Origin of the sequence: Streptomyces sp. NPDC059201 (assembly GCF_042754585.1) — a bacterium.
Lineage (GTDB): Bacteria > Actinomycetota > Actinomycetes > Streptomycetales > Streptomycetaceae > Streptomyces.
Genome location: NZ_JBHZBB010000011.1, coordinates 99226 through 114421, shown reverse-complemented (window position 1 = coordinate 114421; position 15196 = coordinate 99226). Strand labels below are relative to the sequence as shown.

At 71.5% G+C, this 15196-nt stretch carries 13 protein-coding genes and 1 pseudogene; 7 read left to right on the top strand and 7 right to left on the bottom strand.

What is annotated here, in order from left to right; genetic code table 11:
- The first annotated feature begins 212 nt into the window (after positions 1-212).
- The 7 genes and pseudogenes from ccrA to pssA all read left to right on the top strand — a co-directional run bounded on the left by ccrA (position 213) and on the right by pssA (position 8019).
- Positions 213-1550 (top strand): crotonyl-CoA carboxylase/reductase, encoded by a 1338-nt coding sequence (gene ccrA, locus ACFXMG_RS30190; RefSeq protein ID WP_383828148.1) that lies wholly within the window; start codon positions 213-215, stop codon positions 1548-1550.
- Positions 1475-3625, top strand: a pseudogene (locus ACFXMG_RS30185) (protein meaA); the annotation flags it as partial. The gene ccrA and the pseudogene ACFXMG_RS30185, both read left to right, overlap by 76 nt.
- Complete coding sequence (locus ACFXMG_RS30180; protein ID WP_190222292.1) at positions 3622-4587, top strand: CoA ester lyase; 966 nt, start codon at positions 3622-3624, stop codon at positions 4585-4587. The pseudogene ACFXMG_RS30185 and the gene ACFXMG_RS30180, both read left to right, overlap by 4 nt.
- A 4-nt stretch (positions 4588-4591) precedes the next feature.
- Positions 4592-5116, top strand: a complete 525-nt coding sequence (locus ACFXMG_RS30175) for a MaoC family dehydratase (protein WP_189848459.1) — start codon at positions 4592-4594, stop codon at positions 5114-5116.
- Between the two features lie 2 nt (positions 5117-5118).
- On the top strand, positions 5119-6324 hold the full coding sequence (locus ACFXMG_RS30170; protein WP_383828151.1) for an acyl-CoA dehydrogenase family protein: 1206 nt from the start codon (positions 5119-5121) through the stop codon (positions 6322-6324).
- 170 nt (positions 6325-6494) lie between these two features.
- Positions 6495-7151: a phosphatidylserine decarboxylase gene (locus ACFXMG_RS30165; protein WP_383828152.1), complete on the top strand. Its 657-nt coding sequence runs from the start codon at positions 6495-6497 to the stop codon at positions 7149-7151.
- On the top strand, positions 7144-8019 hold the full coding sequence (gene pssA, locus ACFXMG_RS30160; protein ID WP_383828208.1) for a CDP-diacylglycerol--serine O-phosphatidyltransferase: 876 nt from the start codon (positions 7144-7146) through the stop codon (positions 8017-8019). Before ACFXMG_RS30165 ends, pssA begins: the two co-directional genes overlap by 8 nt.
- Before the next feature lie 56 nt (positions 8020-8075).
- On the opposite strand, the gene ACFXMG_RS30155 is transcribed toward pssA, so the two are convergent.
- From ACFXMG_RS30155 to ACFXMG_RS30125, 7 genes are all read right to left on the bottom strand, one after another.
- Entirely contained in the window at positions 8076-9080 is a 1005-nt protein-coding gene (locus ACFXMG_RS30155) for a GNAT family N-acetyltransferase (RefSeq protein WP_383828154.1), read from the bottom strand.
- A gap of 54 nt (positions 9081-9134) precedes the next feature.
- On the bottom strand, positions 9135-10229 hold the full coding sequence (locus tag ACFXMG_RS30150) for a winged helix DNA-binding domain-containing protein (protein ID WP_383828156.1): 1095 nt from the start codon (positions 10227-10229) through the stop codon (positions 9135-9137).
- A gap of 63 nt (positions 10230-10292) precedes the next feature.
- Complete coding sequence (locus tag ACFXMG_RS30145; RefSeq protein WP_383828157.1) at positions 10293-11561, bottom strand: ABC transporter substrate-binding protein; 1269 nt, start codon at positions 11559-11561, stop codon at positions 10293-10295.
- Entirely contained in the window at positions 11558-12625 is a 1068-nt protein-coding gene (locus ACFXMG_RS30140; protein WP_383828159.1) for a branched-chain amino acid ABC transporter permease, read from the bottom strand. The genes ACFXMG_RS30145 and ACFXMG_RS30140 overlap by 4 nt, the downstream gene beginning before the upstream one ends.
- Complete coding sequence (locus tag ACFXMG_RS30135; RefSeq protein ID WP_383828161.1) at positions 12618-13508, bottom strand: branched-chain amino acid ABC transporter permease; 891 nt, start codon at positions 13506-13508, stop codon at positions 12618-12620. The genes ACFXMG_RS30140 and ACFXMG_RS30135 overlap by 8 nt, the downstream gene beginning before the upstream one ends.
- Positions 13505-14383 (bottom strand): ABC transporter ATP-binding protein, encoded by an 879-nt coding sequence (locus ACFXMG_RS30130; RefSeq protein ID WP_383828163.1) that lies wholly within the window; start codon positions 14381-14383, stop codon positions 13505-13507. The genes ACFXMG_RS30135 and ACFXMG_RS30130 overlap by 4 nt, the downstream gene beginning before the upstream one ends.
- A complete protein-coding gene (locus ACFXMG_RS30125) occupies positions 14380-15162 on the bottom strand; it encodes an ABC transporter ATP-binding protein (RefSeq protein WP_383828210.1) in 783 nt (260 codons plus the stop codon). Before ACFXMG_RS30125 ends, ACFXMG_RS30130 begins: the two co-directional genes overlap by 4 nt.
- Positions 15163-15196: the final 34 nt, after the last annotated feature.

Below are 15196 nucleotides of genomic sequence, written 5' to 3'. Positions count from 1 at the left end.
GCGGTCGGAGCGCGGAGAAGACCCGCACTCCGGCTGTCCCCACGGCCCCACGGCCGTGCGCCCGGACGCCTGCGTCACAGGCACCCTCGCGCCCCACACCGGCGCCGCCACCGCACCATCCGCCGAACCGACGGCACACCTCCACAGCAGCAGCACACCCCGACGTACCCCTCAGGCGTCCGCTCCCGGACGCTCTCCGCCGGAGGCACACCGTGAAGGAAATCCTGGACGCGATCCAGTCGCAGGACGCCACGTCCGCCGACTTCGCGAACATCAAGCTCCCCGAGTCCTACCGGGCCGTCACCGTCCACAAGGACGAGGCCGAGATGTTCGCCGGCGTCGCCAGCCGCGACAAGGACCCCCGCAAGTCGCTCCACCTCGACCAGGTCCCGCTCCCCGAGCTCGGCCCGGGCGAGGCCCTCGTCGCCGTCATGGCCAGCTCCGTGAACTACAACTCGGTCTGGACGTCGATCTTCGAGCCCGTCTCGACCTTCGGCTTCCTGGAGCGCTACGGGCGCCTCTCCGAGCTGACCAAGCGCCACGACCTGCCGTACCACGTCATCGGCTCCGACCTCGCCGGCGTCGTGCTCCGCACCGGCCCCGGCGTCAACGCCTGGCGGCCCGGCGACGAGGTCGTCGCCCACTGCCTCTCCGTCGAGCTGGAGTCCTCGGACGGCCACAACGACACCATGCTCGACCCCGAGCAGCGCATCTGGGGCTTCGAGACCAACTTCGGCGGCCTGGCCGAGGTCGCGCTCGTCAAGTCCAACCAGCTGATGCCGAAGCCCGACCACCTCAGCTGGGAGGAGGCGGCGGCGCCCGGCCTGGTGAACTCCACCGCCTACCGCCAGCTCGTCTCCCGCAACGGCGCCGGCATGAAGCAGGGCGACAACGTCCTCATCTGGGGCGCCAGCGGCGGCCTCGGCTCCTACGCCACCCAGTTCGCCCTGGCCGGCGGCGCCAACCCGATCTGCGTCGTCTCCTCCCCCGAGAAGGCCGACATCTGCCGGGCCATGGGCGCCGAGGCCGTCATCGACCGCAACGCCGAGGGCTACAAGTTCTGGAAGGACGAGCGGACCCAGGACCCGCGCGAGTGGAAGCGCTTCGGATCGAAGATCCGCGAGTTCACCGGCGGCGAGGACATCGACATCGTCTTCGAGCACCCCGGCCGCGAGACCTTCGGCGCGAGCGTCTACGTCACCCGCAAGGGCGGCACCATCACCACCTGCGCCTCCACCTCGGGCTACATGCACGAGTACGACAACCGCTACCTGTGGATGTCGCTGAAGCGGATCATCGGCTCGCACTTCGCCAACTACCGCGAGGCGTGGGAGGCCAACCGCCTGATCGCCAAGGGCAAGATCCACCCCACGCTCTCCAAGACGTACTCCCTGGAGGAGACCGGCCAGGCGGCGTACGACGTCCACCGCAACCTGCACCAGGGCAAGGTCGGCGTCCTCGCGCTCGCCCCCCAGGAGGGCCTCGGCGTGCGCGACGAGGAGCTGCGGGCCAAGCACATCGACGCCATCAACCGCTTCCGCAACATCTGACCCAGGGACCGCACATGACTGAGCGTCAGAAGGACCGGCCGTGGCTCATGCGGACCTACGCCGGCCACTCCACCGCCGAGGCGTCCAACGAGCTGTACCGGCGCAACCTCGCCAAGGGGCAGACCGGTCTGTCGGTCGCCTTCGACCTGCCGACCCAGACGGGCTACGACCCCGACCACGTCCTCGCCCGCGGCGAGGTCGGCCGGGTCGGAGTCCCCGTCACGCACCTCGGTGACATGCGACGGCTGTTCCAGGACATCCCCCTGGAGCAGATGAACACCTCGATGACCATCAACGCCACGGCGATGTGGCTCCTGGCGCTCTACCAGGTGGCGGCCGAGGAGCAGGGTGCGGACGTCACCAAGCTCCAGGGCACCACCCAGAACGACATCGTGAAGGAGTACCTGTCGCGCGGGACGCACGTCTTCCCGCCCGGCCCCTCGCTCCGCCTCACGACGGACATGATCGCGTACACGGTCAACAACATCCCGAAGTGGAACCCGATCAACATCTGTAGCTACCACCTACAGGAGGCGGGGGCCACTCCGGTCCAGGAGATCTCGTACGCGATGTCCACCGCCATCGCGGTCCTCGACTCCGTCCGCGCCTCGGGCCAGGTGCCCGAGGAGCGGTTCGGCGAGGTCGTCGCCCGCATCTCCTTCTTCGTGAACGCGGGCGTCCGCTTCATCGAGGAGATGTGCAAGATGCGCGCCTTCGGACGCATCTGGGACACGGTCACCCGCGAGCGGTACGGGATCGAGGACGCCAAGCAGCGGCGCTTCCGCTACGGCGTCCAGGTCAACTCGCTCGGCCTCACCGAGGCCCAGCCGGAGAACAACGTCCAGCGGATCGTCCTGGAGATGCTGGCCGTCACCCTCTCCAAAGACGCCCGCGCCCGCGCCGTCCAGCTCCCGGCCTGGAACGAGGCCCTGGGCCTCCCCCGGCCCTGGGACCAGCAGTGGTCCCTCCGCATCCAGCAGGTGCTCGCCCACGAGTCCGACCTGCTGGAGTACGAGGACATCTTCGCCGGCTCCCACGTCGTCGAGGCCAAGGTCGACGCCCTCGTCACCGAGTGCCTCGCCGAGATCGACCGGATCCAGGAGATGGGCGGCGCGATGGCCGCCGTCGAGTCCGGCTACCTCAAGGCCCAGCTGGTCTCCTCGCACGCCGAGCGGCGCGCCCGGATCGAGTCCGGCGAGGACAAGATCATCGGCGTCAACGTCTTCCAGTCGACCGAGCCGAACCCGCTCACCGCGGACCTCGACACGGCGATCCAGACCGTCGACCCCGCCGTCGAGGCCCGCGTGGTCGGCGCCGTCACCCGCTGGCGCGCCGAGCGCCAGGAGTCCACGGACCGCCAGGGCAACGGCGACCCGTTCGTCTACCCGACCACCCAGCAGGCCCTGGAGGTCCTCAAGGAGGCCGCGCGCGGCACCGAGAACCTGATGGAGGCCACCCTGGAGTGCGCCAGGGCCGGCGTCACCACCGGCGAGTGGGCCGGGGCGCTGCGCGAGGTCTTCGGCGAGTACCGCGCCCCCACCGGCGTCTCCTCCGCCCCGGTCGCCGTGCCGGCCGAGTCCGGCTCCCCGCTGGCCGAGGTCCGCCGCAAGGTCGACCGCACCGCCCAGGACCTCGGCATCGGCAAGCTCCGCTTCCTCGTCGGCAAGCCGGGACTCGACGGGCACTCCAACGGCGCCGAGCAGATCGCCGTCCGGGCCCGCGACGCCGGGTTCGAGGTGGTCTACCAGGGCATCCGGCTCACCCCGGAGCAGATCGTGGACGCCGCCCTGGAGGAGGACGTGCACGCCGTCGGCCTGTCGATCCTCTCCGGCTCGCACGCCCAGCTGGTCCCGGACGTCCTCGACCGCCTCAAGGACGCCGGCGCCACCGACATCCCGGTCGTGGTGGGCGGGATCATCCCGAACGCCGACGGCGAGGAACTGCGCCGCGCGGGTGTGGCCGCCGTCTTCACCCCGAAGGACTTCGGTATCACCGAGATCATCGGCCGTATCGTCGACGAGATCCGGAAAGCTCACAAGCTCAGCCCCCTTGAATGTACGGAGGTCCCCGCATGACCAGCCCCGTGAACCGGTTGCGTCCCCGCCGCTCCTGCCTCGCGGTGCCCGGCTCCAACCCGCGGTTCCTGGAGAAGGCCCAGGGTCTCGCCGCCGACCAGGTCTTCCTGGACCTGGAGGACGCCTGCGCCCCGCTGGCCAAGCCCGAGGCCCGCCACACCATCGTGAAGTTCCTGAACGAAGGCGACTGGACCGGCAAGACCCGCGTGGTCCGCGTCAACGACTGGACGACCCACTGGACGTACCGCGACGTCGTCACCGTCGTCGAGGGCGCCGGCCAGAACCTCGACTGCATCATGCTGCCGAAGGTCCAGGACGCCCAGCAGATCGTCGCCCTCGACCTGCTGCTCACCCAGATCGAGAAGACCATGGGCTTCGAGGTCGGCAAGATCGGCATCGAGGCGCAGATCGAGAACGCCCAGGGCCTCAACAACGTCAACGCGATCGCGCAGGCGTCGCAGCGCGTGGAGACGATCATCTTCGGCCCGGCCGACTTCATGGCCTCCATCAACATGAAGTCCCTGGTCGTCGGCGAGCAGCCGCCCGGCTACCCGGCGGACGCGTACCACCACATCCTGATGAGCATCCTGATGGCCGCCCGCGCCAACAACCTCCAGGCGATCGACGGCCCCTACCTCCAGATCCGCAACCAGGAGGGCTACAAGGCCGTCGCCCAGCGCGCCGCGGCCCTCGGCTTCGACGGCAAGTGGGTGCTCCACCCGGACCAGGTCGCCGCCGCGAACGAGATCTTCTCGCCCTCGCAGGAGGACTACGACCACGCCGAGCTGATCCTCGACGCGTACGACTACTACACGTCCGAGGCCGGCGGGAAGAAGGGCTCCGCGATGCTCGGCGACGAGATGATCGACGAGGCGTCCCGCAAGATGGCCCTGGTCATCTCCGGCAAGGGCCGCGCCGCCGGCATGCAGCGCACGAGCAAGTTCGAGATCCCGGAGGCATAAGGCCATGCAGTTCGGACGCACCTACGAGGAGTTCGAGGTCGGGGCGGTCTACAAGCACTGGCCCGGGAAGACGGTCACCGAGTACGACGACCACCTCTTCTGTCTGCTCACCATGAACCACCACCCGCTGCACATGGACGTGAACTACGCGGAGAACACGACCGACTTCAAGCGGAACGTGGTGGTCGGCAACTACATCTACTCGCTGCTGCTCGGCATGTCCGTGCCGGACGTCTCCGGCAAGGCCATCGCCAACCTGGAGATCGAGTCGCTGCGGCACGTGGCGCCGACCTTCCACGGCGACACGATCTACGGCGAGACCACGGTCCTGGACAAGACCCCGTCGAGGTCCAAGACGGACCGCGGGATCGTCTACGTCGAGACCAAGGGCTACAAGCAGGACGGCACCCTCGTCTGCGTCTTCCGCCGCAAGGTGATGGTCCCGACCGCCGAGTACATCGACGCCCGCGGCGGCGAGCAGCCCGGCCGCCCCGAGCTCATCGAGCCTTCCAAGAAGTCGGAGAAGTAGTCATGGCGCGACTCGCCCAGACCCACGGTCTGACCGATGTCCAGCAGGAGATCCTCGCCACCGTGCGGGAGTTCGTCGACAAGGAGATCATCCCGGTCGCGACCGAGCTGGAGCACCGCGACGAGTACCCCCAGCAGATCGTCGACGGGCTCAAGGAGCTCGGCGTCTTCGGTCTGATGATCCCCGAGGAGTACGGGGGCCTGGGCGAGTCGCTGCTCACCTACGCGCTCTGCGTGGAGGAGATCGCCCGCGGCTGGATGTCGGTCTCCGGCATCATCAACACCCACTTCATCGTCGCGTACATGCTGAAGCAGCACGGCACGCAGGAGCAGAAGGACTATTTCCTCCCGCGGATGGCGGCCGGCGAGACGCGCGGCGCCTTCTCGATGTCGGAGCCGGGCCTCGGCTCGGACGTGTCGGCCATCACGTCGAAGGCGGTCAAGGACGGCGACGCGTACGTCCTCAACGGTCAGAAGATGTGGCTGACCAACGGCGGTACGTCAACGCTGGTCGCCGTTCTCGTCCGAAGTGACGAAGGCCACCCGGAGGGCACCGCGCCCCACAAGTCGATGACGACCTTCCTCGTCGAGAAGGAGCCGGGCTTCGGAGAGGTCCGCCCCGGCCTCACCATCCCGGGCAAGATCGACAAGATGGGTTACAAGGGGGTCGACACCACCGAGCTCATCATGGACGGCCTGCGCATTCCGGCCGATCGGGTCCTCGGCGGGGCCACCGGGCGAGGGTTTTACCAAATGATGGACGGCGTCGAGGTCGGGCGTGTGAACGTGGCGGCGCGTGGCTGCGGCGTCGCGCAGCGTGCTTTCGAACTCGGCGTCCAGTATGCCCAACAGCGTCACACTTTCGGAAAGCCGATCGCCCAGCACCAGGCCATCCAGTTCAAGCTGGCCGAAATGGCTACCAAGGTCGAGGCCGCCCATGCGATGATGGTGAACGCAGCACGCAAAAAGGACTCCGGGGAACGAAACGACCTCGAAGCGGGGATGGCGAAGTACCTCGCCTCCGAATACTGCAAGGAGGTCGTGGAGGATGCCTTCCGCATCCACGGCGGCTACGGGTTCTCCAAGGAGTACGAGATCGAGCGGCTCTACCGCGAGGCGCCGATGCTGCTCATCGGTGAAGGTACCGCCGAGATCCAGAAAATGATCATTGGCCGCCGACTCCTGGAGGAGTACCGCCTCCAGGGTTGATTGTCGGTTTTGGGTCGATTAGGCCGCGAAGAAGATCACACCCTGTGTTCGTCTTCCGGCCGTCGACTCGGTTCCTGGCTTGCCCAGTTGCGCCCCGCAACCGATAGCATCGACGGAAAGCCGCCGTCCCCCTGTTGCCAGCGCGGCATCATCCGCTACGAAGGTCATCCATGCCCCACAGCCCAAACTCTGCACACCGCGACAGCCTCAAGGGCGCACGCATCGCACGCGGAGCATCGCCGTGGCTTCTGCCGACCGTCGCCACGGCGGCGCTCAGCCTCGCGCGCTCCGGCCGCTCGAAGCGCGCCCGGGCACTCGCCGTGCCGACCACCGCGCTCGCGGCCGGCATGCTGTGGTTCTTCCGCGACCCCGAGCGCGAGATCGCTCAGGGCCGGGTCATCTCCCCCGCCGACGGCGTGGTGCAGAGCATCATGCCGTGGAAGGACGGGCGCACCCGGGTCGCCATCTTCATGAGCCCGCTGAACGTGCACGTCAACCGTGCGCCGCTGGCCGGCACGGTGACCTCGGTCGAGCACGTCCCGGGTGGCTTCGTCCCGGCCTTCAACAAGGAGTCCGAGAACAACGAGCGCGTCGTCTGGCACTTCGACACCGAGCTCGGTGACATCGAGATGATCCAGATCGCGGGTGCCGTGGCGCGGCGCATCGTGCCGTACATCCCGCAGGGGACGAAGGTCGAGCAGGGTGACCGCATCGGCCTGATCCGCTTCGGCTCGCGGGTCGACATCTACCTTCCGGAGGGTGTCGAGGTCGCCGTCGAGGTCGGACAGACCACGACCGCGGGGGTGACTCGCATTGACCGTGATTGATCCCGACACACGAGCCGCCGACTGGGCAGCCGACGCCGAGGCGGAGGCGGCCGAAGAGGCGGAGGAGATGCCGCTGTCGCTGAGGCTGTCCATAGCGGACGCCCTCACGCTCGGCAACGCCACGTGTGGCTTCATGGCGGTGTACTTCACCACCACGGGCATCCTGATCCCGCACCTCACCGGCAGCACGGAGTCCGGGATGGCGCGCAACAGCGCCGCCACGGCCGTGATACTGATGCTGTGCGCGGCGATCTTCGACCTCTTCGACGGCATCGTGGCGCGCAAGCTCCGCAGCTCGCCGATGGGCGCCGAGCTCGACAACCTGTCGGACCTGATCAGCTTCGGTCTGGCCCCGGCGTACTTCGTGCTCGTCTACGGCATGGTCGCGGACGACGCGCAGCAGAAGGTCTCGGCGGTCGCCGCGATCGTGGTGCTGCTGGCGGTGGTGCTGCGGCTCGCGCGGTTCTCCTGCGTGACGATGAAGGACGGCATGTTCCAGGGCATGCCGAGCCCCTTCGGCGCGCTCACGGTGGTCTCGATCATCCTGCTTGAGCTGCCGTTCATCCCGACGCTGCTGGCGATCATCGGCACGGCGTGGCTGATGGTGAGCCGGGTCGAGTACCCGAAGCCGCGGGGCGTCCTCGCGGCCGCGATGCTCAGCTGGATCGTCGGGGCGATGGCCATGCTGGCCGCCTGGGCCTTCGACGCCCCGGGCGGACAGTTCCTGCTCCAGGCCGGCTGCGCCCTCCAGGTCGTGCTGGGCGCCGTGATCCCCCTCTTCGCGACGGCCCGCCGAGTGAACACCTTCCGCGGCAACCGGCGGGAGAGCCGGGAGGCGCGGCAGGCGGAGGCGGCGCAGCTGCGCTGACCCCGCCGCCACGGACAGGCCGAAGGGCCCGGAAGCATCCGCTTCCGGGCCCTTTGTCATGCCAGGAGCTTGTAGTAGAGCGTGGTGGCCCGCAGGATGCCCCCGGGGTCGGCCGCGTACCGGGGAATCGTTCCGGCCGGGGTCCAGCCGGCGCCCCGGTAGAGCCGCTCGGCGGGGCTGTCGGTCTGGGTGTCCAGGACGAGGAGGGTGAGGCCGCACGCGGCCGCGTGGGCCTCCGCCGCGGCCAGCAGGCGGCGCCCCAGGCCCCGGCCACGGGCCGAGCGGTGGACGAGGAGCCGGGCGATCTCGCCGCGGTGGCGTCCGTTGGCGGTGGCGGTACGCAGGAGGGTGACGGCTCCGGTGACGGCGCCGTCCGTCCCGAACGCCGCCCACACGTCCCTGCTCCCGGCGACCCCGGCCCACCAGCCGGCCGCCTCGTCCCGTTCGAGCGGCGCCAGGTAGCCGACGGAGGCGCCGCCGTCGACGGCGTCCACGAGCAGCGCGGCGAGCCCGCCGGACGCGTGCGCGCGGACGGCGTCGGGGGTGAGGAGCTCGATGCGGTCGCGGGACTCGGGGCGGTCGGCGGGCTCGATCGGCTTCTCCAGGCAGAGGAGGCCGGGGCGGGTGTCCCAGGGTGCCGCGGGGGCGAAGCCGAGGGCGCGGTAGAGGGCCAGGGGGGCCTCGCGCCACTCCCAGACCGTGAGCCGTACGGCCGGGGCGCCCGACGCGGCGGCCCGGCGCAGCGCCTCGTTCATGAGCGCACGCGCCAGGCCCCGCCCGCGGGCCTCCGGCGCGACCCACATGCGCTTCACCTCGGGCACGGCACCGGCCTTCAGGACGAGGCATCCGGCGGGCTCGCCCGTGTCCGGGGCGGTGGCGAGCAGGACGGTGTCGGCGGCGAAGGCGGTGGCCGGGTCCTCGCTCTCGGCGCGGTAGGCGGCCGGAAGGCCGGCGGGGCCGGTGGCCGCGGCGCCCTTCTCCGCCTCGGTGGCGAGGTGGTAGGCGGTGAGCAGGGCGGGCAGGCGGGGGTGGGCGGGGTTCTCCTCGACGATCACGTGCATGGCACGAGGATCACACCGGGAGGTTTCCGGCAGGTGACACGGGCCGCCGGAGGTTCAGGGCGCCTCCACCCGGACGCCGTCGCTCGCGCCGTCGGTCAGGAACGAGGCCAGCGCGCCGCCCTCCTCGGTCACGGCGGCCCGCTCCGTCCGGGAGAGGGGGCGGAGCGGGGCGACGGCGAGGACGCCCTCCTTCAGGGTCCAGGTGGCGGAGACCCGGCCGTCCACCAGGAGGACGCGCTCGCCGGCGACGGAGAGCAGGCGGTGGGCGTCGTCGATGATCCGGCCGCGGTCCTGGTAGCCGAGGATCGCGTTGTCGAAGGCGGGCAGGAACCGGACGGGGGCGGGGGTGTCCGGGTCCGGGCGGGGCGCGTCCGGGAGGTCGAGGAGTTCCCGGCCCCGCTCGTCGCGGAAGGAGACGAGCTCGTCCCGTACGGCCTTGACGGCGGCGGGCAGCCCGGTGAGGCCGCACCAGGCGCGCAGGTCGCCGGAGGTGGCGGGGCCGTAGGCGGCGAGGTAGCGGCGGAGCAGGGTCTGGCCGACGGGGTCGGTGGCGTCCTCGGGGAGCGGCGGGACCTCGCGGCCGAGCCAGTGCGCGAGGGTCTGGTTGCGGACGCCGTCCCGGGTGCCCCACAGGCCGCGCGGCGGCAGCTGGACCATCGGGATCACGCCGGAGACGAGCAGTTCGCCGAGGGCGCGGCGGGGCGGGTCGGGCCAGCGGTCGGAGACCGCCTGGACGAGCTCGGCCATGGTGCGGGGCGCGCCGTCGGCCATCACGGCGCGGCCGGCGGCGGCGAGCTCGTCGGGGTCGACGGCGGCGAGCTCGGCCTTGTAGGTGGTGAGGACGCGGCTCTGGAGCATGGTGCCGTGGCGGGCCCGCCAGGCGAGGGCGTCGTCGGCGGTCATGAGGTGGATGGTGCGGCGCATCAGGGGGAGGCGGACGACCTCGCGGCCGTTCAGGAGGGCGTCCAGGGTGCCGGTGCGGAACTCCCTGACCCGCGACCAGAGGCCGGTGAACGGCTCCTGCGGTTCCTGCGCCTGCATGCCGCACAGGTGGCCGATGACGTCGAGGGCGGGGGCGTCGGTGCGGTCGAGGAGGTGCTGGCGGGCGAGGGCGGCGCGGTTGAGGGCGCGGGTGTCGAGGACCGTCATGGCGTCACGCTCCCATGGAAAGAGGACGGATTCCGTCCTCTTTCCATGGGGAGAGCGGCCCGGTCAGGGGGTGAACGTCTTCGCCGCCTCGGAGACGAAGGGCGGGCGGACCGTGCGCATGCCGCCGGGGACCTTCTTGTCGGGCTGGAGGATGACGGACTGGCGGGACGACGGGGACTTCGGGTCGGTGAAGTCGTGGGTCATGCCGAAGCCGGGGTCGTGGGCGTTCAGGATGAGGAGCGCCTTGCTGACGCCCTCACGGGTGAGGTCGCCCTTCTCGCACGCCTTCTCCAGGATCTCGCCGAAGGCCGCCGCCGCGGTCCAGCCGGCGACGACGCCGTTGTCGAGGCCGTCGTCCGGGTGGGCGGCCGCGTAGTCGGTGGCGAGCTTCTTCGCGACGGGGGTGTCGGCGCCGATGGGGAGGCTCGGGGAGGCGAACCAGTACATCTTCTCCAGGGCCGGGCCCGCCTGCGTACCGAGGAGCTGGGGGGCGAACGCGGAGTTGTTGCCGACGACGGGGACGCGCAGGCCGGTCGCGGCGGCCACGCCGACGAGGGAGGCGGCCTGGCGCGGTCCGGCGCTGATGAGGATCGCCTTCACGCCGGCCTGCTTGAGCGCGGCGACCTGCGCCGACATGTCGTTGTCGGTGGGCTTGATCTTCTGCTCGACGATGGTCAGGCCGGCCTTCTCGGCGGCGTACTTCGAGCCCTTGAGCGCGTTCTCGCCGTAGTCGCCCTCGAAGTAGACGTGGCCGAGCTTGTCGCCCTCCTTGAGGCCCTTCTCCGTGACGAGGAAGTCGACCGCGTTGATCGTCTCGACGTCGTAGGTGGCGCCGAGGACGCGGATGTACGGGGAGCCGAGCAGGGACGCGGACCACGCCTGGGGCATGACCAGGCCCTTGTCCTGGCCGTCGACGCGCTGCTTGACGGCGGCGACGAACGGGGAGCCGATGAACTGGGCGTAGCCGACGACCTTCGGCTCCAGCTCCGTGTAGGCGGAGAGCGCCTTCTGCGGGTCGTAGCCGTGGTCGCGGACGGTCAGCTCCAGCTTCCGGTCGCAGATGCCGCCCGCGGCGTTGGTCTGCTTCACCCACAGCTGCTGGGCCTGGGTGACGCTCTTGCCGAGGGTGGCGTAGACGCCGGTCATGTCGGTGAGCGCGCCGAGGGCGATGGTGGTGTCGGTGACGCCCTCGCCCATCTTCACGCCGCCGGCGCCGGTCTCCTCGCCGCCGCCGGTCTTCGCCTTGGAGCTGCATCCGGCGGCGGTCAGCGCGACCAGCGTGGCGAGCGCCGCGGCGAGGCCCCGCACGGCCGCCTGTCGTCTGTGCTTCATCGAGTCTCCCCTGAGGGTCGGTGGATCGGGGTTCGCGCGACGAGCCTCGCGAGGCCGCCGGGCAGGAAGAGGACGACGCCGACGACGGCGGCGCCGTAGAGGTAGCGGGCGGCCTCGCCGGGGGCGATGCCGCCGGTGCCGGGGGCGGAGACCAGCGGCAGGGCCTCGGCGTACCGGTTGAGGACCTGCGGGAGGAGGGCGACGAAGACGCCGCCCGCGACGGCTCCGGCGACGGAGCCCAGCCCGCCGATGACGATCATCGCCAGGTACTCCAGGGAGAGCGCCATGCCGAAGTACTCGGGCACGGTCCGCTGGAAGACCAGGGCGAGCAGGACGCCGGCGAGGCCCGCGTACATGGAGGAGAGGACGAAGACGGCGGCGCGGTGCCGGGCGACCGGGATGCCCATGACGCCGGCGGCGATCCGGTGGTCGCGGATGGCGTTCATGGCCCGCCCGGGGCGGCCCCTGAGGACCCCGCGGGCGAACAGCACCCCGGCGAGGAGCAGGGCGAGGCCCAGGTACCAGAGCTTCTCGACGGACCCGAAGGGCACCTGCGCGACGAGGAGTTCGGTGTCGTCGAAGGTGAGGCCGAAGAGGTTCAGCGGCGGGACCGCGCGGCCGTTGTAGCCGCCGGTGAGGCCGTGGGCGTTGAAGAGGACGTGCTGGCCGATGAAGATCAGCGCGAGGGTGGCGATGCCGAGGTACGCGCCGTGCAGCCGGCCCGCGATGGGGCTGAACACGCCGCCCGCGAGGCCCGCGAGGCCGACGGCGAGGACGGCGGCGAGCCAGCCCGGCAGTCCGAGCCCGCTGAGGCCGTCGGTGCCGTCGCCCGCGAGGGCGCAGTAGCCGTAGGCGCCGACGGCGAGGAAGAAGGCGTGGCCCATGGAGAGCTGGCCGGTGGCGCCGGTGAGCAGGTTGATGCCGATGGCGCCGATGGCGGCGGCCATGGCGAAGAGCCCGGCCTGGAGCCAGAACCGCTCCAGATAGAACGGGAGGGCGAGGAGGACGAGGCCGGCGGCGGCGTAGGCGTACGCCTTCGCGGGGATCCCGGTGCGCTCAGACACGGGCGAGCTCCTTGGTGCCGAAGAGACCGGCCGGGCGGATCAGCAGCACCACGACCATCACCAGGTACGGGGCGAGGTCGCCGATGCCGCGGCCGAGGAAGGCCAGGTCGGACTGGTAGCCGGTGGCGAGGGACTCGACGACGCCGACGATCAGTCCGCCGGCGAGCGCGCCGGTGGTGGAGTCGAGCCCGCCGAGGATCGCGGCGGGGAACGCCTTGAGGGCGGCGAGCGAGGTGCCGCGTTCCAGGCCGGGGGTGGGGAAGACGGTGAGGAAGAGCGCGGCGACCGCGGCGAGCGCCCCGGCGACCGCCCAGGCGCCGAGCGAGACCCGGCCGAGCCGGACGCCCATCAGGGCGGCGGTCTCCTGGCTCTCGGCGGCGGCGCGCATGGCCACGCCCCAGGAGGTGTGCCGGAAGGCGAGCAGGAAGGCGGTGATGAGGAGGGCCGCGGCGAGCAGGGCGGCGATCCGGGTCTCCGCGATGGTCACCGGGCCGACGGTGACGACGGCGTCGCCCCACGGGTCGCCGAGGGCGAGGATGTCGGTGCCGATCCGGCGGGTCAGTTCGGTGGCGAGGAGGATGTCGACGCCGATGGTGACGATGGCGAGGACGCTGTGGTCGGCCCCCCGGTGGCGGCGCATGACGAGGAACTCGACGGCGGCGCCGACGACGGCCGCGCCCGCGATGCCGGCCGCCAGCGCGGGCCAGAATCCGAGCGGTTCGTGCAGGACGGCGATCAGGTAGCCGCCGGCGAGGAGCAGCGAGGCGTGGGCGAAGTTGACGACCTCCGTGGCGCGGAAGATGACGACGAAGCCGAGGGCGATGAGGGCGTAGATGGAGCCCAGGGAGAGCCCGTTGATGAGGAACTCGGCGAAGGTGCTCACGCGGCGGTCTCCTCTCCGAGGTAGGCGCGGACGACCGCCGGGTCGTTCTGTACGTCGGCGGGGCTGCCGTCGGCGATCCGGCGGCCGAATTCGAGGACGGTGACGGAGTCGGCGAGCCGCATGACGAGGCCCATGTCGTGCTCGACGAGCAGCACGGAGATGCCGAGGCCGTCGCGGACGCCGGCGATGACGGCGGCGGTGCGGCGCCGTTCGTCGGCGGTCATGCCGGCGACCGGTTCGTCGAGGAGGAGCAGGGCGGGCTCCATGCAGAGGGCGCGGGCCAGTTCGGCGAGCTTCTGCTGTCCGTACGGGAGGGAGCCCGCGGGTTTCGCGAGCTGGTCGCCGAGTCCGACGAAGTCGGCGATCTCCCGGACGCGGGCCCGGTGCCGGGCCTCCTCGCGGGCGGCGGACGGCAGCCGGAGCCCGGCGGCGAGGAAGCCGGTGCGGGTGAGCCGGTGGCGGCCGAGCATCAGGCTGTCCTCGACGGTGGCGCGCGGCGGCAGGGCCAGGTTCTGGAAGATCCGGCCCACGCCGAGGTCGGCGATCCGGTGCGGCGGCAGCGCGGTCAGCTCGTGCTCGCCGAGCCGTACGGAGCCAGAGGTGGCCCGGTACACGCCGGAGAGCACGTTGAAGCAGGTCGACTTCCCGGCGCCGTTGGGCCCGATGAGGGCGTGCACGGTGCCGGGCCGGACGGTGAAGTCGACGCCGTCGAGCGCGGTGAGCCCGGCGAAGCGGACGGTGAGACCGCTGACGGTGAGGACGGGCACGTCGGGTCGCGCCGGGACCTCGGCGGGGGCTTCGGCGGGGGTGCGCGGGGCGGGGACGCCGGGGTCGTCGGCGCCGGTCGTGCCGTCCGGCGGTGGGGTGGTGCTCATCGGGGCTCCTTGCGGCGCGGGCCGCGGGCGGGGACCCGGGGCTCTGCGTCCCAGCGGGACAGGACGGGGTGGGCGGCCTCGGCCCGGGCGGCGTCCTCCGCCACCTCGGCGTCGACGACGCCGAGGTAGCGGCGGCGGACCTCGTCGGAGGCGGCGAGTTCGTCCGCCGGGCCGGAGAGGGTCACCTCGCCGACCTCCAGGACGTACGCGTGGGAGGCGAGCTTCAGCGCGAGCGCCGCGTTCTGCTCGACCAGCAGCACCGCCGTGCCCTGGGCGTTGATCTCCCGGACGGCGTCCGCGATGCGGGCGGCCATCAGCGGGGCGAGCCCGAGCGAGGGCTCGTCGAGGAGCAGCAGCTCGGGTGCGGCCATCAGGGCGCGGCCGACCGCGAGCATCTGCTGTTCGCCGCCGGAGAGCAGTCCGGCGGGCTGCCGGGCGCGCTCCGCGAGGACGGGGAACAGCTCGTGGACGCGGCGCAGCGCGCCGGCCTTCGCGGCGCGGTCGCCGCGCCGGGCGAGCCCGCCGGCCCGCAGGTTGTCCTCGACCGACATGCGGGCGAAGACCTGCCGTCCCTCGGGGACCTGGCAGACGCCGGCGGCCACGACCCGGTCGGGCGGCAGCCCGTCGAGCGGCCGGCCGGCCGCGGTGACCGTGCCGGAGACCACGGCTCCGCCGTGGAACCGCAGGGTGCGCGAGACCGCCCGCAGCAGTGTGGACTTGCCGGCGCCGTTGCCGCCCAGGACGGTGACGACGGCGCCCGCGGGCACGGTCAGCGACACGCGCCGCAGCGCGTGCACCGGTCCGTATCCCGCC

Bases quoted from the DNA above. Each gene is read 5' to 3' on its own strand.
- ACFXMG_RS30180 (WP_190222292.1), top strand. From the start codon at position 3,622: ATGACCAGCCCCGTGAACCGGTTGCGTCCCCGCCGCTCCTGCCTCGCG.
- ACFXMG_RS30175 (WP_189848459.1), top strand. From the start codon at position 4,592: ATGCAGTTCGGACGCACCTACGAGGAGTTCGAGGTCGGGGCGGTCTAC.
- ACFXMG_RS30170 (WP_383828151.1), top strand. From the start codon at position 5,119: ATGGCGCGACTCGCCCAGACCCACGGTCTGACCGATGTCCAGCAGGAG.
- ACFXMG_RS30165 (WP_383828152.1), top strand. From the start codon at position 6,495: ATGCCCCACAGCCCAAACTCTGCACACCGCGACAGCCTCAAGGGCGCA.
- ACFXMG_RS30155 (WP_383828154.1), bottom strand. From the start codon at position 9,080: ATGCACGTGATCGTCGAGGAGAACCCCGCCCACCCCCGCCTGCCCGCC.
- ACFXMG_RS30150 (WP_383828156.1), bottom strand. From the start codon at position 10,229: ATGACGGTCCTCGACACCCGCGCCCTCAACCGCGCCGCCCTCGCCCGC.
- ACFXMG_RS30145 (WP_383828157.1), bottom strand. From the start codon at position 11,561: ATGAAGCACAGACGACAGGCGGCCGTGCGGGGCCTCGCCGCGGCGCTC.
- ACFXMG_RS30130 (WP_383828163.1), bottom strand. From the start codon at position 14,383: ATGAGCACCACCCCACCGCCGGACGGCACGACCGGCGCCGACGACCCC.